At 29.9% G+C, this 22724-nt stretch carries 27 protein-coding genes; 1 reads left to right on the forward strand and 26 read right to left on the reverse strand.

The window, feature by feature from the left end:
• Positions 1 to 12: 12 nt before the first annotated feature.
• The 21 genes from atpG to NT01CX_RS10385 all read right to left on the reverse strand — a co-directional run bounded on the left by atpG (position 13) and on the right by NT01CX_RS10385 (position 17512).
• Positions 13 to 870, reverse strand: a complete 858-nt coding sequence (atpG, locus tag NT01CX_RS10285; protein ID WP_011722977.1) for an ATP synthase F1 subunit gamma — start codon at positions 868 to 870, stop codon at positions 13 to 15.
• Positions 871 to 899: 29 nt separating this feature from the next.
• Positions 900 to 2408, reverse strand: coding sequence for a F0F1 ATP synthase subunit alpha (atpA, locus tag NT01CX_RS10290; RefSeq protein WP_011722978.1), 1509 nt, complete (start codon positions 2406 to 2408; stop codon positions 900 to 902).
• Positions 2409 to 2429: 21 nt separating this feature from the next.
• Positions 2430 to 2966: a F0F1 ATP synthase subunit delta gene (locus NT01CX_RS10295; RefSeq protein ID WP_011722979.1), complete on the reverse strand. Its 537-nt coding sequence runs from the start codon at positions 2964 to 2966 to the stop codon at positions 2430 to 2432.
• 2 nt (positions 2967 to 2968) lie between these two features.
• Positions 2969 to 3448: a F0F1 ATP synthase subunit B gene (locus NT01CX_RS10300; protein ID WP_011722980.1), complete on the reverse strand. Its 480-nt coding sequence runs from the start codon at positions 3446 to 3448 to the stop codon at positions 2969 to 2971.
• Positions 3449 to 3494: 46 nt separating this feature from the next.
• Positions 3495 to 3749, reverse strand: a complete 255-nt coding sequence (gene atpE, locus NT01CX_RS10305) for an ATP synthase F0 subunit C (protein ID WP_003364672.1) — start codon at positions 3747 to 3749, stop codon at positions 3495 to 3497.
• Positions 3750 to 3794: 45 nt separating this feature from the next.
• Positions 3795 to 4481: a F0F1 ATP synthase subunit A gene (locus NT01CX_RS10310; protein WP_011722981.1), complete on the reverse strand. Its 687-nt coding sequence runs from the start codon at positions 4479 to 4481 to the stop codon at positions 3795 to 3797.
• A 23-nt stretch (positions 4482 to 4504) separates the two neighbouring features.
• Positions 4505 to 4873 (reverse strand): ATP synthase subunit I, encoded by a 369-nt coding sequence (locus NT01CX_RS10315; RefSeq protein WP_011722982.1) that lies wholly within the window; start codon positions 4871 to 4873, stop codon positions 4505 to 4507.
• Between the two features lie 451 nt (positions 4874 to 5324).
• Positions 5325 to 6503: an acetyl-CoA C-acetyltransferase gene (locus tag NT01CX_RS10320; protein WP_011722983.1), complete on the reverse strand. Its 1179-nt coding sequence runs from the start codon at positions 6501 to 6503 to the stop codon at positions 5325 to 5327.
• Between the two features lie 165 nt (positions 6504 to 6668).
• Positions 6669 to 7790 carry a non-hydrolyzing UDP-N-acetylglucosamine 2-epimerase gene (gene wecB / locus NT01CX_RS10325; protein ID WP_011722984.1) on the reverse strand — a complete coding sequence of 374 codons (1122 nt, stop codon included), beginning with the start codon at positions 7788 to 7790 and terminating at the stop codon, positions 6669 to 6671.
• A 21-nt stretch (positions 7791 to 7811) separates the two neighbouring features.
• Positions 7812 to 8840: an MraY family glycosyltransferase gene (locus NT01CX_RS10330; protein ID WP_011722985.1), complete on the reverse strand. Its 1029-nt coding sequence runs from the start codon at positions 8838 to 8840 to the stop codon at positions 7812 to 7814.
• Positions 8841 to 8864: 24 nt separating this feature from the next.
• Positions 8865 to 9353 carry a deoxycytidylate deaminase gene (locus NT01CX_RS10335; RefSeq protein ID WP_011722986.1) on the reverse strand — a complete coding sequence of 163 codons (489 nt, stop codon included), beginning with the start codon at positions 9351 to 9353 and terminating at the stop codon, positions 8865 to 8867.
• Positions 9354 to 9596: 243 nt separating this feature from the next.
• On the reverse strand, positions 9597 to 10226 hold the full coding sequence (gene upp, locus NT01CX_RS10340) for a uracil phosphoribosyltransferase (RefSeq protein ID WP_011722987.1): 630 nt from the start codon (positions 10224 to 10226) through the stop codon (positions 9597 to 9599).
• Positions 10227 to 10285: 59 nt separating this feature from the next.
• Positions 10286 to 10735, reverse strand: coding sequence for a ribose 5-phosphate isomerase B (gene rpiB / locus NT01CX_RS10345; protein WP_011722988.1), 450 nt, complete (start codon positions 10733 to 10735; stop codon positions 10286 to 10288).
• A gap of 51 nt (positions 10736 to 10786) precedes the next feature.
• Positions 10787 to 11239, reverse strand: coding sequence for a low molecular weight protein arginine phosphatase (locus NT01CX_RS10350; protein WP_011722989.1), 453 nt, complete (start codon positions 11237 to 11239; stop codon positions 10787 to 10789).
• Positions 11240 to 11268: 29 nt separating this feature from the next.
• On the reverse strand, positions 11269 to 12321 hold the full coding sequence (locus tag NT01CX_RS10355) for an L-threonylcarbamoyladenylate synthase (protein WP_011722990.1): 1053 nt from the start codon (positions 12319 to 12321) through the stop codon (positions 11269 to 11271).
• A 51-nt stretch (positions 12322 to 12372) separates the two neighbouring features.
• Positions 12373 to 13104 (reverse strand): ZIP family metal transporter, encoded by a 732-nt coding sequence (locus tag NT01CX_RS10360; RefSeq protein WP_011722991.1) that lies wholly within the window; start codon positions 13102 to 13104, stop codon positions 12373 to 12375.
• 54 nt (positions 13105 to 13158) lie between these two features.
• Positions 13159 to 13563 (reverse strand): hypothetical protein, encoded by a 405-nt coding sequence (locus tag NT01CX_RS10365; protein WP_242648491.1) that lies wholly within the window; start codon positions 13561 to 13563, stop codon positions 13159 to 13161.
• 202 nt (positions 13564 to 13765) lie between these two features.
• The gene (prfA, locus tag NT01CX_RS10370) at positions 13766 to 14839 is read right to left on the reverse strand and encodes a peptide chain release factor 1 (RefSeq protein WP_011722993.1); all 1074 of its coding nucleotides are present in this window, start codon (positions 14837 to 14839) and stop codon (positions 13766 to 13768) included.
• A gap of 128 nt (positions 14840 to 14967) precedes the next feature.
• Positions 14968 to 15822 carry a peptide chain release factor N(5)-glutamine methyltransferase gene (gene prmC, locus NT01CX_RS10375; protein WP_011722994.1) on the reverse strand — a complete coding sequence of 285 codons (855 nt, stop codon included), beginning with the start codon at positions 15820 to 15822 and terminating at the stop codon, positions 14968 to 14970.
• A gap of 34 nt (positions 15823 to 15856) precedes the next feature.
• Complete coding sequence (locus NT01CX_RS10380; RefSeq protein ID WP_011722995.1) at positions 15857 to 16876, reverse strand: DUF1385 domain-containing protein; 1020 nt, start codon at positions 16874 to 16876, stop codon at positions 15857 to 15859.
• A gap of 39 nt (positions 16877 to 16915) precedes the next feature.
• A complete protein-coding gene (locus NT01CX_RS10385; protein ID WP_011722996.1) occupies positions 16916 to 17512 on the reverse strand; it encodes a thymidine kinase in 597 nt (198 codons plus the stop codon).
• 192 nt (positions 17513 to 17704) lie between these two features.
• Here NT01CX_RS10385 and rpmE point away from each other — a divergent pair, with 192 nt between their 5' ends.
• Positions 17705 to 17914 (forward strand): 50S ribosomal protein L31, encoded by a 210-nt coding sequence (gene rpmE / locus NT01CX_RS10390; protein WP_011722997.1) that lies wholly within the window; start codon positions 17705 to 17707, stop codon positions 17912 to 17914.
• A gap of 24 nt (positions 17915 to 17938) precedes the next feature.
• On the opposite strand, the gene rho is transcribed toward rpmE, so the two are convergent.
• The 5 genes from rho to NT01CX_RS10415 all read right to left on the reverse strand — a co-directional run bounded on the left by rho (position 17939) and on the right by NT01CX_RS10415 (position 22712).
• Positions 17939 to 19366 carry a transcription termination factor Rho gene (gene rho / locus NT01CX_RS10395; RefSeq protein WP_011722998.1) on the reverse strand — a complete coding sequence of 476 codons (1428 nt, stop codon included), beginning with the start codon at positions 19364 to 19366 and terminating at the stop codon, positions 17939 to 17941.
• Between the two features lie 190 nt (positions 19367 to 19556).
• Positions 19557 to 19901, reverse strand: coding sequence for a hypothetical protein (locus tag NT01CX_RS10400; protein ID WP_011722999.1), 345 nt, complete (start codon positions 19899 to 19901; stop codon positions 19557 to 19559).
• 182 nt (positions 19902 to 20083) lie between these two features.
• Entirely contained in the window at positions 20084 to 21685 is a 1602-nt protein-coding gene (locus NT01CX_RS10405; protein ID WP_011723000.1) for a CTP synthase, read from the reverse strand.
• Positions 21686 to 21882: 197 nt separating this feature from the next.
• On the reverse strand, positions 21883 to 22182 hold the full coding sequence (locus tag NT01CX_RS10410) for a hypothetical protein (protein WP_011723001.1): 300 nt from the start codon (positions 22180 to 22182) through the stop codon (positions 21883 to 21885).
• 113 nt (positions 22183 to 22295) lie between these two features.
• Entirely contained in the window at positions 22296 to 22712 is a 417-nt protein-coding gene (locus NT01CX_RS10415; RefSeq protein ID WP_011723002.1) for a DUF1934 domain-containing protein, read from the reverse strand.
• Between the last annotated feature and the right edge of the window lie 12 nt (positions 22713 to 22724).

Raw genomic sequence — 22724 nt, forward strand, 5'->3', positions numbered from 1 at the left:
GATATACCTCCCTTACTCTTGAGCTTGTGCTCCACCTACTATTTCTGATATTTCTTGAGTTATACTACTTTGTCTAATTCTGTTGTACTGCAAGTTAAGTTTATCTAATAAATCATTAGCATTACTTGTAGCACCGTCCATTGCAGTCATTCTAGCAGATTCTTCACTTGTCTTAGAGTTTAACATTAAGTTAAGTAAAGTTTGTTTTAAATATAACTCTGAAATACCTTCTAAAACTATATTTTTATCTGGCTCAAATTCTACGAAAGTACTTGTTTGTTCACTGTCCTCTTCCATAGTTATTGGTAATATCTTTTTAACTTTAGCTTCTTGCTTTACAGAACTTACAAAATGAGTATATACTACATTGATTTCTGATATTTCTTTATTCATATAAAGATTTAAAGCTTTTTCTAAGATAGCCTTTACTTCCTTTAAAGTTGGAATTTCAGGTATCTCAACAAATTCGGCAATAGAATCTATCTTAAATTTCTTAAGATAGGTTCTTCCCTTTTTACCTACAGTAATAATGACACTATTTTCCCTATCACCGGATATTGTTTCTAAAGTTTTTGCAATTACATTACCATTAAATCCTCCACATAAACCAGAATCTGAGGTAATTACTATATACAATTTTTTATTAACTCCATTATCTTTGAAATATATACCCTTTTCTAAGTTCTTATCGGCTAATATTCCATTCATAATTTCATTAACTGAACTATAATAAGCATTATTAAGTTCTAACTTTTGTCTAGCTTTCCTTAGTTTAGAGGTGGCAACAAGTCCTATAGCTTTTGTTATTTTCTTAGTATTATTTATAGATTTAATCCTTCTTTTTATAGCAATTAACCCTGCGCCCGCCATACTTCACCTCCTAAGGTTACAAAATAATTCTATGCCAAGAACACTTTTTTGAATTCTTGAATAGCAGTATTAAGTTCTCCTTTAATATCATCTGTTAGTTCTTTTTTATCTAATATTTTTTGACCTAAGTCTCTGTAGTGAGTATCTACATATTCTAAGAATTCTCTTTCGAAAGTTCTAATATCACTAACTTTTATATCAGATAAGTAGTTATTAACAGCTGCATATAAAATTATTATTTGTTTTTCTACTGGCATAGGCTTATATTGATCTTGCTTTAATATTTCAACTAATCTCTTACCTTTTTCAAGTCTTTCTTTAGATGAATTATCAAGGTCTGATCCAAATTGAGCAAATGCCGCAAGTTCTCTATATTGGGCAAGTTCTAGTCTTAAAGTTCCAGAAACTTGTTTCATTGCTTTAATTTGAGCATTACCACCAACACGTGATACAGATATACCGGCATTAACTGCTGGTTTTTGTCCTGCATAGAAAAGTTCTGATTCAAGGAATATCTGACCATCTGTAATTGAAATTACGTTTGTTGGTATATATGCTGTAACGTCTCCTGCAAGTGTTTCTATTATTGGTAGTGCTGTAATTGATCCTCCACCTAGTTTATCTGAAAGTTTAGCTGCTCTTTCTAGAAGTCTAGAGTGAATATAGAATACATCTCCAGGATACGCTTCTCTTCCTGGTGGTCTACGAAGTAATAGTGACATTGTTCTATAAGCTACTGCGTGCTTAGACAAGTCATCATATATAATAAGTACATCTTCGCCCTTTAACATGAAGTATTCTGCCATACTACATCCTGAATATGGTGATAAAAATTGAAGTGGTGCTGAATCTGATGCTGTAGATGATACTACAATTGTATAATCCATAGCTCCCATTTCAGTTAAAGTGTTAACTATGTGTGCTACAGTTGATTGTTTTTGTCCTATAGCTACATATATACATTTAACATTTTTATCCTTTTGATTTATTATAGTATCAATTGCAATTGCAGTCTTTCCTATTTGTCTGTCTCCAATTATAAGTTCTCTTTGTCCTTTACCAATTGGAACCATTGAATCTATTGCTTTTATACCAGTTTGAAGAGGTTCTTTTACTGATTTTCTCTCAATAACTCCAGGAGCTTCAAGTTCAATAGCTCTAGTTTGAGTGCATTTTATAGGTCCTTTTCCATCTAAAGGTTGACCTAATGCATTTACAACTCTTCCTATTAACGCTTCTCCTACTGGAACCTCAACTACTCTACCTGTTCTTTTTACTACGTCTCCTTCTTTTATTCCCTTTTCAGGTCCTAGCAAAACACAACCTACGTTATCTTGTTCAAGGTTTAGCGCCATACCATAAACATCATTTGGGAATTCTAGAAGTTCTCCTTCCATACAATCCTCAATTCCGTATACTCTTGCAATACCATCACCTATTTGGATTATAGTACCTGAGTCTACAGTTTGGATTTTATGTTCATAACTTTCTATTTGCTTTTTTATTATTGAAGTAATCTCTTCAGGTTTAACATTCATAGTTCCACCTCTTTTCTACGTTTAATTCTTCATTACTTTTTTTCTTATTTCTTCGAATTTCCCTTTTATAGTTCCATCAATCACATCATCACCTATTCTTACATATACCCCACCTATAAGAGTTTCATCCAACTCTTCTTTTAGGATTATTGTTTTGTTATATTTTTTAGATAACTTATCGATTAGGCTCTGTTTTTCTTCTTCATTTAAGGAAACAACACTTTTTACATGAGCAACCAGTTTATTTTGTTTCTCTAAATGAATCTTTTCCATTTCTCTTATTTTTTCTTTTAAATATAAAATTCTATCTTTCTCTATAAGTATCAATAGAAAAGCTAGTAACTCATCATCAATCTTTCCAGTAAATATTTCTTTAAATATTTTCTTCTTTTTAGATGTAGTTATTTGTGGATGATGCACTATCTTAGAAAGTTCTTCATTGTTTTTAATTAAATCAACAATCTGTTTTAACTCTTCTATATACTGATCTATTTTCCCATTTTTCTCAGCAACTTCATACAAAGCAAGGGCATATCTTCTATCTAAATATTCATACATAGTTAATTTCCTACCTTAGAAATGAATTCTTCTATAAGCTCTCTATGCATCTTTTCGTCTATAGATCTTTCTAAAGCTTTTTTAGATAACTCTAGAGATAGTTCTATAGTTTTATTTTTGATTTCATACTCTGCTTTTTCTCTTTCTCTTTGGATTTCTTTTTTAGCCCTTTCAATAATAATTTCTGCTTCTTTGTGGGCATCCGAAATAATTTCCTCTGAAACATTTTCAGCCTTTGCTTTATAATTTTCAACTATTATTTTTCCTTCTTTTTTAGCTGCTTTATATTCTTCCTCATTTGCAATTCTAAGTTCCTCGGCCTTATCTTTATCTATTCTGGCCTGTTCTATATCGCCTTCAATGTCCTTACTTCTTTTATCAATAATTTCATTGACAGGTTTAAATAAGAAATAGGAAAGTACTACTAGAAGTAATAAGAAGTTTATTATTGTCCAAACAAATGTAGGTATTGAAAAATTCATTTATAACCAAAGCCTCCCTTCAGGCTCATCTGTTGCCAAGCTGATTTTAACCTATATTTCCAATTTTTAATACTAATAATATAGCTATTAAGAAGCCATATATAGCTGTTGCTTCTGATAACGCACTACCTATAATCATAGTACTTAATATTTTACCACTAGCTTCTGGTTGTCTTGAAACTCCTTCTACTGCTTTAGCTGTAGCATTACCTGTTCCAATACCACCACCTATACATGCAATTGATGCTAATCCAGCTCCTATTGCACACATTCCTGCTACAAACGCTTGTGAACTTATCATAAATATACTCCTCCTAAATAAAAATTAAAAATTTACATTTTTGTTTTAGTGTTCTGATATTATCTTAATGTTTATCATTGTAAGCATAGTAAATATAATCATCTGTAATCCACCATCAAATACATCAAAATAAAAATGTAATGGAATTGGTATTCCAAGTTGAGCAATTCCAAATGGAAGTGGTAAACTTGAAAGCCCTTTATAAACCAAGTCCATTATGACTACAGCAGCTGTCATATTACCAAATAGTCTTAGACTCAATGATACTGGAAGCATTACTCTTTCCATTATATTTATAGGGAACAACACCCAAATAGGATTAGTATATCCCTTTAAGTAACCTCCTAGTCCTTGTTTCTTTATTGCATAAGCTTGTATTACTATAAAACTTATTGCTGCAACTCCACAAGTTACACTAAAATCTTTTGTTGGGGGTTCTATTCCCACTAAACCAGCTAAATTCATTACTAATAAGAATATAACTAGTGTGCCTATATACGGGGTAAATACTACTGCTTCTTCTCCCATAATATTTTTTATGATATCCTTGATACCTGAAACAAACATTTCTACTGCAGTTTGTCTTTTACCAGGTATCTTTTTAAGCTTTCTAGTAACCATAATACATATTAATAATGTTATTAGTATTATCGCCCATTGGATCACTACTATATTTGAAATAGCAATCTTATAGTTAGCTAGATTCAAGTAAAAAACTTTACCTTCCTCCATTTATTACATCACCCCCTCTAGTATTATTTCTTTATAACTAAAGCATAAAGAATTAAGGAGAAAAAACGAAATGTGTAACCTAATATATAAGCTATTATGTTAAATCTATTGTATGTAAATACTGCAATTCCTATAATACTTATTAAAAATATTCTTATATAATAACTTAAAATTGTTATTTGGTTACTTTTTTCTAAATTTTTATTAAAAACATATTCTGTAACATATGCATTTAAATAAAAACTTAAAACTGAAACCATAAAGCCAAGAGTACAAATTGCAATATACTTCTTATTTATAATGTAACAAATAATTACTAGTATAGATAAAACAACAATATCTAAATACTTCATTTGTTTTATCATAGTATAAACTTCATGGTCTTTATTCATTTCTCCTCCTAAACAAGTAATATAATAAGGATAATTATATTACTCTTAATTTTACATTCAAACTTTAAAAACTTTAATAAATCGTTAAATTTTCTAAAGATATAATATTAAACACATATATCCTTAATTTATTAGAGATTGCTACTCAATTACATATTTTTCTATCGCTTTCGATAAAGTTAATTTCCATTTAACCTTTTTTCATAATTTTCTGAATATTTTAAATGCATATTTTAGCATATAAATTTAATGTAAACAAATACATTGCTGTTATACCAATGAATATACATATATTAATTAACTACATCAAATATAGTTTGAATGAACTTATTGCTTTTTATTCAATATTTTCATAAAAAATTTTTTAATTAAATTTTATATTTAAATTAAAAATATAAAAAAAGGGAAATAAGCTTCCCTTTTTTTATAATATGACTTTAATATAAACAATCTATCTTTCAACTATAAGAGCTGTTCCCATTCCTCCACCTATGCAAAGTGTAGCAAGTCCTCTTTTAGCATCTCTTTTTTCCATCTCATGTAATAGTGTAACAAGTATTCTTGCACCTGAGCATCCGATTGGGTGTCCTAATGCTATAGCTCCACCATTTACATTTACTATATCCATGTTAAATCCTAAATCTCTAGCAACTGCTATACTTTGAGCTGCGAAAGCTTCATTAGCTTCTATTAAGTCTAAATCTTCAACTTTTAATCCTGCAACTTCAAGAGCTTTTTTAGTTGCTCCAAATGGTCCATATCCCATTATGCTTGGATCAACACCCTTTGAACCGTAAGATACTATTTTAGCTAGTGGTTTTATTCCTAATTCTTTAGCTTTATCAGCACTCATTACAACTAATGCTGCTGCTCCATCATTGATACCTGAAGCATTTCCTGCTGTAACTGTACCACCATCTTTTTTGAATGCAGGTTTTAATTTTGCTAAAGCCTCAGCAGTTGTTCCGAATCTTGGGAATTCATCTGTATCAACTACTTTTTCACCTTTTCTAGTTTTAATAACAACTGGAACTATTTCATCTTTAAATCTTCCTGATTTAACTGCTTTTTCAGCTAAGTTTTGAGATCTTAATGCAAAAGCATCTTGTTCTTCTCTAGTGATTCCCCATTGTTCTGCTATGTTTTCTGCAGTTATTCCCATGTGATATTGGTTAAATGCATCCCAAAGACCGTCTTTAACCATAGTATCTATGATTTTTCCATCAAACATTCTTTGTCCCCATCTACCACCTGGTAAAGCATATGGAGTAGCTGACATGTTTTCCATTCCACCTGCAACGATTATATCTACATCTCCTGTTTTTATAAGTTGAGCCGCTAATGAAACTGCTCTTAAACCTGATCCACAAACCTTGTTTATAGTAAATCCTGCTACTTCTTTAGGAATTCCTGAATTTATTATTACTTGTCTTGTTGTGTTTTGTCCTTGTGCTGTTTGTAATACATGTCCAAGAATCACTTCATCTACTTGTTCAGGTTTTACATTAGCTCTTTTTAGCGCTTCTCTGACAACGATTTCACCAAGTTTAACTGCAGGAACATCCTTTAACGCTCCACCATAACTTCCTATAGCTGTTCTTACCGCACTTGCAATAACTACTTCCTTCATAATATCAACTCCCATAATATAATTTTCCATAATTTTTTCTTCTCTTTTATTATACATGGTTATTCGTCTTTATTCAACATAAATTTGTTATTTTTTTAACATTTATTTGTGAATTTCAATTATATATAATTTATCCCAATATTTTGAATTATATATAATTTTTATCTATTTGCTTTGGAAGTAATTTATTATATTTTCTACAATTTTTTCAGAAGCTTTACCATCACCATAAGGGTTAACAGCTTTACTCATAACTTCATATTCTTTTTTATGCGACAATAATTTATTGGCTTCTTTCACTATATTTTCAGTATTTACACCAACAATTTTTACAGTCCCTGCTTCTACAGCCTCAATTCTTTCAGTTACATCTCTAAGAACTAACACAGGTTTTCCTAAATGTGGCGCCTCTTCTTGTATTCCGCCTGAATCAGTCATTATAAAATAACTCTTTTTCATTAAATTATGAGTTTCCTTAGTATCTAGTGGCTCTAATAAATGTATTCCTTCTACCCCATCTAAATATTTGTACACAACATCTCGCACAACGGGATTTAAATGAACTAAATATACAATCTCAACATCCTTATTACCCTTTTTTATTTCTAATAAGGCTTTACATATATTCTCTATTCCTTCTCCCCAGTTCTCTCTTCTGTGAGCAGTAACCATTATTACTTTTTTATTGTAATTAATGTTATTTAGGACTTTATTTTCAAAGGTATAATTTTCCTGAATAGTATAATTCATGGCATCTATTACAGTGTTGCCTGTTACAAAAATATCGTTCTCAACTACTCCTTCCTTCAATAAATTGTCTTTATTTCTAGAAGTAGGTGCAAAATGTAAATCTGCTATAGCTCCTGTAAGCTTTCTATTCATTTCTTCAGGAAAAGGGAAATATTTATCATAAGTTCTAAGTCCAGCCTCTACATGCCCAACTTTTATTTTATTATAAAAAGCCGCAAGTGCCGAAGCAAAAGTAGTTGTAGTATCTCCATGTACTAAAATAATATCTGGTTTTTCCGCACTTAAAATATCACCTAAGCTATTTAACACATCCGTAGTTATGCTATTAAGACTTTGTTTTCTTTTCATCAAGTTCAAATCATAGTCAGGTACTATATTAAAAAGAGTTAAAACTTGATCCAACATTTCTCTATGTTGCGCTGTAACACATACTTTTGACTCAATACTACTGTTTTTCTCTAATTCTTTAACAAGTGGTGCCATTTTTATAGCCTCTGGTCTAGTTCCAAATACACTCATTACTTTTAACTTTTTCACTTGTTTCCCTCCAAACTTTACTTAATCTCTCTTTTTAAAGAATCCATATTTCCACGCAGCAAATGTAATTATAATTATTACTACAGTTAACAAGAAGTATGCTCTAGTACTGCTTATTTGCATTGCAATAATAGAGATTCCACCAAGAACTGCACTTATTAAATACATAATTACAACAACCTGTCTTTGACTTAATCCCATATCTAATAATCTGTGATGTAAATGTCCTCTGTCAGCTTGCATTATAGGTTTTCCGTTAACTTTTCTTCTAATCATAGCAAACATTGTATCATATATAGGAAGTCCAAAAGCAAGTATTGGTACCGCTATTGCAAAGGCAGTTGCTGATTTTATAGTTCCTTCTAAAGATATTGCTGCAAGTAAAAATCCAAGCAATTGTGATCCCGTATCACCCATAAATATAGATGCTGGATTAAAATTATATGGTAAAAATCCAAATATAGCTCCACTTAACACTGCAGTAAGAAGTGCTGCTTCATGTCTTCCATTTAATGCAGCTATTATAAATATAGTAACAGAGCAAATAAAGGACACCCCAGCTGCTAAGCCATCTAATCCATCAATTAAATTTAATGCATTTGTAATTCCCACCACCCAAAATATAGTTATTGGTATTGAGAGCCATCCTAAATCTAAAAATGCTCTACTTGTTGGTAAAGGATTGGTTATTCTAATTATATTTATATCAAATGCCACAAGAGAAATAGCCGCAGCTAATTGAAATAAAAGTTTTATACAAGGTTTTATATCCTTTAAATCATCTATTAGTCCACCAATAACAATTATTGTAGCTCCAATTAACAATCCTTTTTCAGACTTATGCAAACTACCACTTTTCAACAATAAAGTTATTAAAAATGATAAATATATTGCAACCCCTCCCAATAGAGGAATTGGCTTTTTATGTATCTTCCTTTTGTCTTTAGGAACATCTAATGCCTTTACATAAAAAGCAATCTTTTTCATAAAAGGTGTCAATATAAATGATATCAACACTGCAATTAATGTTAAAACCGTTATTCTATCCATAATTTAATTATAACCTTCCTTTTGTTAGTATGAGCCGTCTCCGTTTAGAGAATCATCATTTTCTATCCACTCTTCTACATCTATAACCCTATAATTAGTCATTGTATCTCTTATAATAACCTTGCTTATTCCAGCATTTATAATGAATCTTTTACAAAGAGAACAAGGTGCCGCATTTTTTACTAATTCTCCAGTAGCCACTTCTTTTCCAACAAGATATAAAACACCATTTAACATATCTTGTCTTCTAGCTGATATAATTGCATTTTGTTCTGCATGAACAGATCTGCAAAGTTCATATCTTGTTCCTCTTTCTACATTTAACTCTTCTCTTCTACAACGCTTTAAGTCAGAACAATTTTTTCTGCCTCTAGGCGCACCTGTATATCCTGAAGAAATTATTTCATCATTTTTTACGATTATAGCTCCAAAATTTCTTCTAAGACAAGTTCCTCTTTCTAATATTGTTTGACAAATATCCAAGTAATAATTACATTTATCTATTCTTTCCATATTAACCCTCTACTTTTGTATAATTGTAATATATCTATCCTATAATATTCTATACTATAAATTAAATAATTGGAAGATTTAAAGCCGAAGTTTAAAAAAAGATTAAGTTTTATGATGTATTTTGTATTACTCTGTACACCACTTACACTTTATTATTAATTTTTCATAAATACTATGAATTTTCCCACAAAACGCATGAAAGGGTTAGGACATAATCTCCCTAACCCTTTCTCTTTTATATGACTATTTAGTTCCAAATAATCTATCTCCAGCATCTCCAAGACCTGGTATTATATATCCATGTTCATTTAATCTTTCATCTATATCTCCAACATATATATCAACATCTGGATGTGCATCCATAACTGCTTTAATTCCTTCTGGTGAAGATATTAAACACATTAATCTTATGCTTTTAGCTCCTCTTTTCTTAAGAGCGTTAATAGCATCTATTGCTGATCCGCCTGTAGCTAACATTGGATCTGTTACAATTATATCTCTTTCATGTATATCTTGAGGCATCTTGCAGAAATATTCTACAGGTTTGAATGTTTCTTCATCTCTATACATTCCTATGTGCCCCACTTTAGCAGCTGGTATAAGTTTTAACATACCGTCTACCATTCCAAGACCAGCTCTTAATATAGGAACTATAGCCATTTTCTTTCCTGAAAGCATTTTGCATTTTGTCTTACATATAGGTGTTTCAATTTCAACTTCTTCTAATGGTAAGTCACGTGTAACTTCATAAGCCATTAACATAGCTACTTCTTCTACAAGTTCTCTAAAATCTTTAGATCCTGTGTTTTTATTTCTTATAATAGCTAGTTTATGTAATATTAAAGGATGTGCTATTTGTGTTACTTTACTCATAAAAAATTCCCCCTAAAAATAAATTGTTTAAAATTATATATAAATTTTATTTAATTTAACTATTTTGAATACTTCTTTTCAATTTCAGATATTTTATCTATTCTTCTTTCGTGTCTTCCACCTTCAAAAGTTGCTCCTAAGAAAGCATCAACTATATCTAAAGCAAGTCCTGGTCCTGTTACTCTAGCTCCTAATGCAAGTATGTTAGCATTATTGTGTTCTCTAGTTGCATGTGCACTAAATGTATCGTGACATAATGCAGCTCTTGCTCCTGGAACTTTGTTTGCAGATATGCTTATACCAATACCAGTTCCACATATAACTATACCAAAATCATAATTTTTCGCTACAACTTCTTCTGCTACCTTTTGTCCGTATTCTGGATAATCACAAGATTCTTCAGTGTAAGTTCCAAAATCCTTAACTTCTATTCCTTTTTCTTGTAAATGTTCAATTACAGTTTTCTTTAGCTCCACTCCACCGTGATCGCATCCTATAGCTATTTTCATAGATTTTTCCTCCTAATTTAATGTTTTATGCAAAAAAAGAAGACACTAGTATTAATTACCACTATCTTCTTTTAATTTATTAATCAATAACTCTATACTCTTTTTAAGAGAATGAAAAGTATTCTGATACACTTGAATGTTTCCACCAAATGGATCAGATATATCATACTCAATACCAACTAATGAATTTAAACTATATATTTTATGACTCTGCTCAGGAAAAGCATTTTTTAAAAGTCCTTCCATATACTTTGTCATGGTTAAAATCAAATCATTCTTTTCCAAATCATCAGGCACTAATTGCTTGGCAACTCTATTACTTATATCTAAATTAAAATTAGTTTTTATAAGGTCTGCAGTATTAGAAGATGTTTTACTTCCATGAACAATTGAAATACCCGCTGAATATGCCGTAACTTCTTTTATATCTGATATTTCATTGAAAATAACTTCTGCCATACAACTTCTGCATGTATTTCCTGTACAAACAAACAATATATTCATACTGCACCTCCTTAAAACTTAATAAACTCTTAACTTACATATACTATATCAAAACCAGCAGCTTTTTTTAGCCTGTTCATGATAGCAATTCCAATTTCCTCTTCCTCAAATGCCTCTGATATTATTATGTCTACTTTTTCACTATCAAATTCACTTAAAGTTTTAAATAAATTATGAGCTACACTGTTTAAGTCTTTTCTACTTCCTAATGACTTTACTATAGCATTTGAATAGTTATCTTTATGCTCATCTGTTGACATAATACCAACTACCTTACCATCATCTATATAATTTTGCACCATTTCATTGATTTTTGCAATACTTTTTTCTAAATTTCCAGCTACAATTTTAACAGGCGCTTTTGGAGCATAATGTCTGTATTTCATACCTGGAGCTTTAGGTTTTAAGTTTTTATCTGCTTTTTTCATAATAGCTGGATCTATGTATATATTAGGCTCTATTTCTCTTAACATTTCTAATGTTATTCCACCGGGTCTTAATATACATGGAGGTTCTACAGTACAATCAACTATAGTAGATTCAAGTCCTACATCGCACTTTTCTCCTCCAATTATGGCTTCAACTTTCCCATCCAAATCTTCTATACATCTTTCGATATTAGTAGGACTTGGTTTTCCAGATATATTAGCAGATGGAGCCGCAATAGGAACTCCTGCTTTTTTTATAAGCTCTCTTGCAACTATGCTTGATGGCATTCTAATACCTATACTATCAAGTCCTGCACTTGTTACATCAGGTATCTTATCTGATTTTTTCATAATTAAAGTTAATGGTCCTGGCCAAAACTTATCCATAATCTTTTTCGCAATAGCTGGTATATCTTTAACTAGATCATCCATATTAAAATCTGCTATATGAACTATAAGAGGATTATCTTGTGGTCTTCCTTTTGCTATAAATATTTTTTTTACAGCTTCAGAGTCTAATGCATTAGCACCAAGACCATATACAGTCTCTGTTGGAAATGCTACAAGTCCACCACTTCTTATTATTTCTCCCGTTTCTTTCATAACCTTTTCATCTAAGTTATTTAAATCTAAATAACTAACTTTTGTATTCATATTTTTTTCACTTCTTTACTTATTTATAATTAACCATTACTATGTATTTTATTATAATATATTTGTAATTACAATACCTAAAATTACTCCGCACAAACTACTTATTGTTACTCCTAATTTTTCTCCATTTTTAAAAGACTCTGGTATCATTTGTCCTAGAACTACATAAAGCATTATTCCAGATGCAATACCCAAACATTCAGCTAATATTATTTGAGATATATTTCCTATATACATTCCAAGCCAAGCGCCTAGAAGTGTAGGGAAAGCTGTAATAAAAGCATATAGCATTATTTTAAAAGGTTTAACTTTAGATGCCATAAGTGGCGCCGCCACAGCAATTCCCTCTGGTATATCATGAACAGCTATAACTATACTCATTTTCACACCCAAAGTAGCCTGTGCTAGAAAACCAGCACCCATAATTATACCCTCAGGAAAATTGTGAATCATAAGTCCTATTGCTGCCATAAAAGCAACCTTTAAGCTACTATTACTAAAAATATTTTTTTCATTTCCAGTTAGTATATCTATAAGCATAACCATACCTACACCTAATACGCAAAATATAACTGTATAAAAAATATTCACCTTTGCTATAGATTCAGGTATTAAATCCATCATAACCACAGAAAGCATAAGTCCTGCTGCTAGTCCATTTATATTGCCAATCATCTTCTGAGATGGATTTTTTATAATTACACCTATAGAAGCCCCTATTATGGTTCCCATTAATGAAACTATACTAGCTAAAGTTACAATTAAAATTAATTTAATATTCAAAATAAACCCTCCATTCTTAATTTATAATTATTTTTTAAATGAAGGGTTTATTCTTTACTTTCTATATTCTTTTATTTTTTTTATGCAATCTTCCGTAAAGTATGCTTGTACACAATTTCTATATATGTCATCTAGTAACTGGTATTTCATAAATCCACCTTTATATATTATGAAATAGTAGCACTGGTTATATATATCCTCACTTTTTAATTCTTCATAGTATTTTTTAATCCATCTATTTTTTCTTATAAATTGAGGTCCTATTATTTTTATTTTTGGATTTCTAAACTTATTTCTTAATATGATTATTATCCTTAAATCTTTTCCTTCTCTATATGTGTGTACCATTTTAACCTTGTCGCAAGGCACTACATATCTTCCACCCCAAATTCCATTTACAATTTTCATTTTAGTATCTATTTTAAACTTTAATCTTTCCTTATCCGCTTTAATAAGCATAACAAGAATTATTAAAAACTCTATAAATACTAAATACACTATAAAAAACGGAGAAAAAATATGTGTAAAATACAACATTGTAGGTAACAACAAAAAAATAAAGCTCATAGTCAGCATAAATCTCTTATAAGACTTTTTTTGCTTTCTAATGGCTTTATTTACACTCATAGTTACACCTCTAAATTCACTAGTATATGTCCTATTAATTATTTCCCATTGCTTTCATCTTTTCAGCTTGTTCTGCTGTGATTAAAGCATCTATAACTTCTTCCATATCTCCATCAAGGAATGCTTCTAATTTGTATAGAGTTAATCCTATTCTATGTTCTGTAACTCTTCCTTGTGGATAGTTGTAAGTTCTTATTCTTTCACTTCTATCTCCAGTACCAACTTGGCTCTTTCTATCAGCCGATATACTAGCAGATCTTTCTGCTTCAGCTTTTTCATATAATCTAGCTTTTAATACTTTCATAGCTTTTTCTTTATTTTTAAGCTGTGATTTTTCATCCTGACATGATACAACAATTCCTGTTGGTATATGTGTCATTCTTACTGCTGAGTCAGTAGTATTAACGCACTGTCCACCGTGTCCTGATGCTCTAAATACATCAACTCTAATGTCATTAGGATCTATTTGTATATCAACGTCATCAACTTCTGGTAATACGGCAACTGTTGCTGTAGATGTATGTATTCTTCCACTTGATTCAGTATCAGGTACTCTTTGTACTCTATGAACTCCACTTTCAAACTTCATTTTGCTATAAGCACAATCCCCTCTTAACATGAATACAACTTCTTTAAATCCACCAATGTCTGTTTCATTAGCACTCATAAGCTCAGTTTTCCAGCCGTGTCTTTCAGCATATCTTGTATACATTCTAAATAGGTTAGCTGCAAATAATGCTGCTTCATCTCCGCCAGCACCTGCTCTTATTTCTATAAATACGTTCTTATCGTCGTTAGGATCCTTAGGAAGAAGTAATATTTTTAATTCTTCTTGATCTTTTACTATACTTTCTTCAAGAGTTTTTATTTCCTCTTGAATCATTTCTTTCATATCTTTATCAGTTTCTTCTGAAAGCATCTCTTTATTAGCTTCTAATTCTTCTTTATTAGTTTTATATTCTCTATACTTTGTAACTATAGTTTCAAGCTCTGCATGCTCTTTACATAGTTTTCTCCACTCATTTTGATTAGCCATTACAGATGGATCGCTAATTTTTATCGATAATTCTTCGTACTTGTTTTCTGTAAACTCCAATTTATCTAACATAGATTTATCACTCCGTAATCTGTATTTTCACATTACAATATTATAACATAAAATTATTTATTAGTAAAAACTTATAAAAAGTTTCTCTTAAGTGTTATAACCTCTCTAAACCTTATACTTTAAGCTTTTTACTTATTGATTTTACCTATTACAACTCTATTAAGTCCTTCAAGGTCATTTATAACTTTAACATCAGTAAATCCACTTTCCATAAGAAGCTCTTTTACAGCTTCCGCCTGGTCGTATCCTATTTCAAATGCTAGAAGTCCGTTATTTTCTAATATTTCTAAACTCTGAACAGTTATTTTTCTATAAAAGTCTAAGCCATCTATTCCTCCACATAGTGCAATGTATGGTTCATAGTCTTTTACATCCTCCATTAAAGTTGGAATTACTTCTTCTTTTATATATGGAGGATTAGATACTATAACATCAAATTTTTTATTTTGTTTTATTGCTACAGTTAATAAATCACTTTTTTCAACAGTTAATCTGTCCTTAAGTAAAAATCTCTCTATATTTTTACCCGTAACTTCAATTGCTATATCTGATATATCATAACAATCCACAGTAGAGTTTTCCATATATTTACCTATAGAAACTCCTATTGCACCACTGCCACAACAAACATCACATATTCTATTATAGTTGTTTTCTTTAATTTCTTTTATTACTTCTTCAACTAAAATCTCAGTATCAGCTCTTGGAATTAATACTCCCTCTTTTACATAAAAATTTAATCCCATAAACTCACATTCACCCAATATATACTTTACAGGCATTTTATCTTTTCGTAAGTTTATTAATTTCAAAAACTCTTCTTCTTCATCTTTTGATAAGATTTCATTTCTATTTAAAATTATAAACAATTTATCTTTTTTTAAAACCTTTTGAAGTAAAAGTTGTGCATCTAACATATATGTATCTATGTTTTCTTTTTTTAATATGTCATATGCATACTTCAACACTTCTCCTATGTTCATCTAATCACCTCCTGCAATAAATTCCACTAAAAATTTATTGTATATCTCTCCGAACACTTTCTAGATCTTTTGTATCTTCAATATTCATATCTTCATCTTCTAATTTTTTATTATACTTTTCCTTTATACTTTCAGCTGTTTCTATGCCTTCTGCTACCTTTAGCGAAACAATTGCTACTTCTAATTGCTCTAAATCAGGTTCTCTAGTTGTAAGCTTTTGAAGCATAAGCCCAGGATAAGATAATATTTTTGTGCATTTATTATTGTTACTTCCCATCCACTTTATAATTTCGTAGGTTACTCCCGATACTACCGGCAATAAAATTATTCTATAAAATATTCTCTGCCATATGGAATTCCATCCTGTAAATGAAAATAATATTATACTCACTATCATAACTAAAAACAAGAAGTTTGTACCGCATCTTGGATGCAATCTACCTTGCTTTTTTGCATTTTCCGGAATAAGCTCTTCTCCACTTTCATAACAAAATATAGTTTTATGTTCCGCACCATGATATTCAAACACTCTTTTTATGTCATTCATTTTGCTTATTAAATATATATAAGATAGGAAAATTCCAACTCTTATTATTCCTTCTAATATATTAAGAGCAATAGTATTATTTACATTTAACCTTTTAAAACCGTTAGCAGCAAAGGTAGGTATTATGAAAAATATGAAAATTGATAAAGCCATAGATATTATAAATGAAATTGCCATTACAATATCTGCAGCCTTTCCCTTAAACTTTTCTTCCATCCATTTATCAAACTTAGATGGCTCTTTTTCCTCATATTCATCCTCTTCTATAAATGAAGCGGAATAATTTAATGTTTTTATTCCAATGATTAGAGAATCAATCAAAGTTACAAATCCCCTTATGATTGGAAGTGAAAACACTTTATTTTTCTTAGTAAGTGGTTCTATTTCATCAAATTCGACTTCTATATCTCCATTGCTCTTTCTTATAGCAGTAGCCACTCCCTTAGAACCTCTCATCATAACTCCTTCAATTACTGCCTGCCCTCCAACTGAAACCTTTTTTCCCATATGATCACCCCTCTTCTTTAAAACTTACTAAACTTCATCTTATTTATTGTTGTATTTATCTCTAAATTCAAAATAACACTTAGGACAAAGTGATTCATATTCAACATTATCTTCTTTGTCTATAGCTACTTGTTTTCCCTCAAAAACAAACTTTCCATTTATTTTTCTTCCATTTAATAATGCTTTTCTTCCACATCTGCAAATGGTTTTTAACTCTTCTATACTATGAGCTAATAGAAGTAATCTTGTACTTCCCTCAAATCCATTCATTTGGAAGTCAGTTCTAAGACCATAACATATTGTTGGTATATCTAATTTAACAGCTATTTCAAGAAGTTGATCTATTTGGTCCTTTTTAAAAAATTGCACTTCATCTACTAATACACAATTTACTTTTCCTTCTTTATTACAAATATCTTTTACTTTTTCATAAGCATTTTCATTACTTTCTAAAAGCATATCTACTCTTCTTGTAACTCCTAGTCTTGAAACTACATTTTCTCCACCTTTAGAATCTGTTTTAGGTTTTATAATAATAACCTTCATGCCTCTTTCTTCATAATTATGTGCTACCTGCATTAAGTTTGTTGATTTTCCACTATTCATAGCACCATATCTAAAATATAATTTACTCATTTAAAGCATACCCTCCACAATTTTACCAACTGGTATTTTATTTTTCATACTACTTATTTTATATGTTTATTCCTTTAAATTGCAAGTACAAAATTGTTGCTATTTGTAGCACCCTATGATATAATTTTAAGAGTTGACAATTCGGTTTGAATTATTCTATAAGAATGATTATAAACGAGCGAGGTGAAAATAATGAAACAAGGTTTACACCCAGAATACCATCATGATGCAGTAGTTAAATGTGCATGTGGAAATACTTTCACTACTGGATCAACTAATGCTGAACTTAAAGTCGATGTTTGTTCTAAATGTCATCCTTTCTATACTGGAAAGCAAAAGATATTAGATACAGGCGGAAGAATCGAAAAGTTCATGAAGAAATACAACTTAAACCAAAAATAATTAATTTAAAAAATGGGAAAGATTTTATCTTTCCCATTTTTCTTTATTAAAGTTTTCTAAAAACTCAAAGTTATTTTTTGTTTTTGAAAGTAGATTAATAAGTTTTTCTGTTACACCAGCTGTATTATTTTCTTTATATAATACTTTTCTTATTGTAAATGAAGCTTCTAATTCTTGCTTAGTTAATAATAAGTCTTCTCTTCTTGTTCCTGATTTATAAATATCTATAGCTGGGAATATTCTTCTTTCTTCTAACTTTCTATCTAAATGAACTTCCATATTTCCAGTTCCCTTAAATTCTTCAAAAATCATATCATCCATTCTGCTTCCAGTTTCAATAAGAGCTGTTGCAAGTATTGTAAGACTTCCACCCTCTTCTATGTTTCTTGCTGCACCAAAGAATTTTTTAGGCATTATTAATGCTCCTGGATCAAGACCACCTGATAATGTTCTTCCTGTTGGGTTAATAGTCAAATTATATGCTCTTGTAAGTCTTGTTAAACTATCAAGAAGTACAATAACATCTTGTCCTTGTTCAACCATTCTTTTAGCTCTTTCAAGAACCATGTAAGCTACTTTTGTGTGATGTTCTGGTTCTTCATCAAATGTTGAATATATAACTTCTCCATTTATAAATCTTTGCATATCTGTAACTTCTTCTGGTCTTTCATCTATTAAAAGAACTATTAATTTTGATTCTGGGTGATTTTTAGATATACTATGAGCAATTTTCTTTAAAAGAGTTGTTTTTCCAGCCTTAGGTGGTGCAACTATAAGTCCTCTTTGCCCCTTACCTATTGGCGATATTATATCCATTAATCTAGAAGATAAGTCTGCTTGACCTGTTTGTAATCTTATTCTTTCATCAGGATAGATTGGTGTTAACTTTTCAAATCTTTTTCTTCCTACAGCTTTTTCTGGATTTTCTCCATTTATCTTTTCAACATATATAAGAGCTTGAAACTTCTCTCCATCTTTTGCTGTTCTAATCTTACCTGTTACTTCATCCCCAGTTTTTAAGTTAAATCTTCTTATTTGTGATGGTGATACATAAATATCCTTAGGTCCAGTTAAATAATTTTCCCCTCTTAAAAAACCGTAATTGTTATTTTCTATAATTTCTAGTACGCCTTTTGCGCTATCAGATTCATGTATCATTTCTTTAAAATTCTTTTCCTTTTCTTGTGGATTTTCTTCTTCTATACATTCATTTTTATTTACTTTTATTTGTTTTGTATTTTTCATATTATCATTCGAAGAATTATGTACTTTTTTAGGAGTTATATTTTCTTTTAAAATAACGCCGTTTTTGTTAATAGATATTTGCATTGCCTCATTAATACTGTCTATTAATTCTTGCTTTTTTAATCTACTTGTACCTGTTAAGTTTAACTCCTTTGCCAATTCTTTCAATTGAACGACAGTCATATTGCTTAAATCTTTACTATCCAAAATAGCACCTCCATAATAATATTTATTTATATAATAATTTTGGGAAATAATTCGTACAGAAATGTTTGAAATGTAACACTTTTTAGATTATACCCTATTTTTACTTTTTTATCTAGCAATTCAACAAGAAAAAAGTAATCCATCCATATATCCATAATATTGACAGATTACACTGATTATATTCAGATGTTTAAATCATCTCATAGATATTTTCATTAACTTCTCTATATTTATTTATTTTATCTTCAACTTTTTCCTTCTGCCCAATAAAGAATATTGGATCTCCCAACTTTTCACAACCACAAATGGTCATACTACCCTTTACAAAACTCATACTCTTGTAAGTATAATAGTGGTATTCTCCACATATAGGACACTTTATTCTAAATTGAATTTCCTTTTCACTAACTTCTATAACTTCTAAATCTTTAAATATATTTCCTATATCATTTATTTTAAATATGGATAATCTTCTCATATCATACTGACCTATCGAATTTTTAAGTGCAATTGTTATTTCTGTATCTATTATCACTTAAAACACCTCCATATTTTAAAAACTTCTAAATATATAAATTCTATACTTCTTCCTTTTTTCCTTCATAAATAAATCTATAAATTAAATTTTTTGTAAATAGACTTATTTTTTTTGTATTTTAAAGTAAAAAAAGAGTAGTTAATGTAATAAATTAACTACTCTTTTATATTTAATATATACTATTTATTTTCTAAAGCTGCTTTTACGAAGTCTCTAAATAATGGATGTGGTCTGTTTGGTCTTGATTTTAATTCTGGATGGAATTGAGTTGCCACAAACCATGGATGATTTTTAACTTCTACGATTTCAACTAATCTATCATCTGGGCTTAATCCTGTTATTTCAAGTCCTGCATTTAAAAGCTCTTTTCTGTATTCATTATTGAATTCATATCTATGTCTGTGTCTTTCATATACAACAGGTTCTCCGTAAGCTGCAAATGCATTTGAATCTTCTTTTAATTTACATGGATATAATCCAAGTCTCATTGTACCGCCTTTTTCATCGATATCTCTTTGATCTGGCATTATATCAATTACTGGATGTTTAGTATTTTCATCTATTTCTGAACTATGAGCATCAGTATAGCTTAATACGTTTCTAGCAAATTCTATAACTGAACATTGCATTCCAAGACATATTCCAAGGAAAGGAACTTTCTTCTCTCTAGCATATTTTATCGCTTCTATTTTTCCTTCTACTCCTCTATCACCAAATCCACCCGGAACTAATATTCCATCAACATCACTTAAGTAAGTTTCAACATTTTCAGAAGTAACGTGTTCCGCATTGATCCATTTAATATGTACACTTGAATTATTAGGTATTCCACCGTGATTTAACGCTTCAACAACTGATATATAAGCATCGTGAAGTTCTACATATTTTCCTACAAGTCCAATAGTTACATCTTCTTTTAAGTTTTTAATCTTTTGAACCATATCAGTCCATTCAGAATTATCTATAGTATCACAAGCTAATCCTAATTTCTTGCACACTAAAGTATCTAATCCTTCATTGTGAAGCATTAGTGGTACTTCATAAAGGTGTTCTGCATCTAAGTTTTGAATTACCGCATTAGCATCTACGTTACAGAATAATCCGATCTTTTCTTTAACTTCATGAGGAAGTGGTTTTACTGTACGACATACTAATACGTCTGGTTGAATTCCTATGCTTCTTAATTCTTTAACTGAGTGTTGAGTAGGTTTTGTTTTTAATTCTCCTGCTTTTCCTAAGTAAGGAATTAAAGTTAAGTGTATAAAGCATACATTTTCAAATCCAACTTCATATTTTATTTGTCTTATAGCTTCTAAGAATGGTAATGATTCTATATCTCCAACTGTTCCACCGATTTCAGTTATAACTACATCTACGTCCTTCTCTTTTGCAACTCTGTAAACTCTATCTTTAAGCTCATTTGTTATGTGAGGAATTACTTGAACTGTACCTCCTAGATAATCTCCACGTCTTTCCTTTGATAAAACTGACCAGTATACTCTACCAGTAGTAACATTACTGTTTTGACTTAAGTTTTCATCTATAAATCTTTCATAGTGTCCTAAATCTAAATCTGTTTCAGCTCCATCATCTGTAACGAAAACTTCTCCGTGTTGATATGGGCTCATAGTTCCTGGGTCTACATTTAAATATGGATCAAATTTTTGAATTGATACTTTAAGACCTCTATTTTTTAATAATCTTCCAAGTGAAGCCGCTGTTATTCCTTTTCCTAATGAAGATACAACGCCTCCTGTAACGAATACATACTTAGTACTCAAAATAATTCCTCCTTTAATTTATGTAAAAAGTGTTGACATATTATATAATCTTAATTATAATAAATATTACCCTATAAAATAGACTAATTGCGTCTATTTCCATTTCTGTTTTTAAAACATATTAAAGATAATATCACATTTTCCATTCTTATGCTACCCTTTTTTATATATTTTTTGATTTATTTTTATTTTATTTTTCAAATGTCGCATCTTTTGTCTAATTCATCTTGCAAACCAAAATAAATTTCCCTAAATTCTTTATTTATAAGTAATTTTTCTTGAGCTTTTCTTATATTATTATTTACAATTCTTTTGCTATTTATAGAAAAATCCCTGTTTATAAAATCTATATTTAAACATTTGTTTTTGTTCAGTAATAAAAACATTAAATATTTACAATCTTTATCCTTTAATATTTTATATAATTCTTCTTTTGTTATACCCTTAACCTTACATATGGCACTTATTATATTTTCATATTTATTAGAATTATACATAAAATTCACCTCATTAGAATTATTGTCTAACGAAGTTAAATTTAAACACATACAAGCCTTCAAATAAATAAAAATAGCACATAGTTGCTAAGTTACTACGCGCTATTTTTACTTTACATAGTTTTTATATCAATACTTAATGATGTTTTTATTGGCTTATGTCCGGTCAATACCATATTGTATTTTACTAAAATACTTCCACCCTCTTCATTGACATCTATATTTATTTTTTTAGTATCTACTTCAAGCTCTAAAATTCCATATGGCGTATTGTACAAGGATAAATCTTTATAGTCCTTCTTAAAATTTATCTTCGCATTAGTAGTTCCTATTCTAATAAGGCTAAGCTTATCTGAACCTATTTTTAAAGTGGTAGTAGTGCCTTTCATCCCTGAAATTTCAGTTTCTTCGTAGACAGCATAATATAAGTCATTTTTTTTATATAACTTTCCTTTAGTCACAACTTCTATTTTACCATCTTCAACGCCTACTTGATCACTCTTTATAGATATAAGTGCTTCCTTACCCATACAATACCCCCT

Source organism: Clostridium novyi NT (genome assembly GCF_000014125.1).
GTDB lineage: Bacteria > Bacillota > Clostridia > Clostridiales > Clostridiaceae > Clostridium_H > Clostridium_H novyi.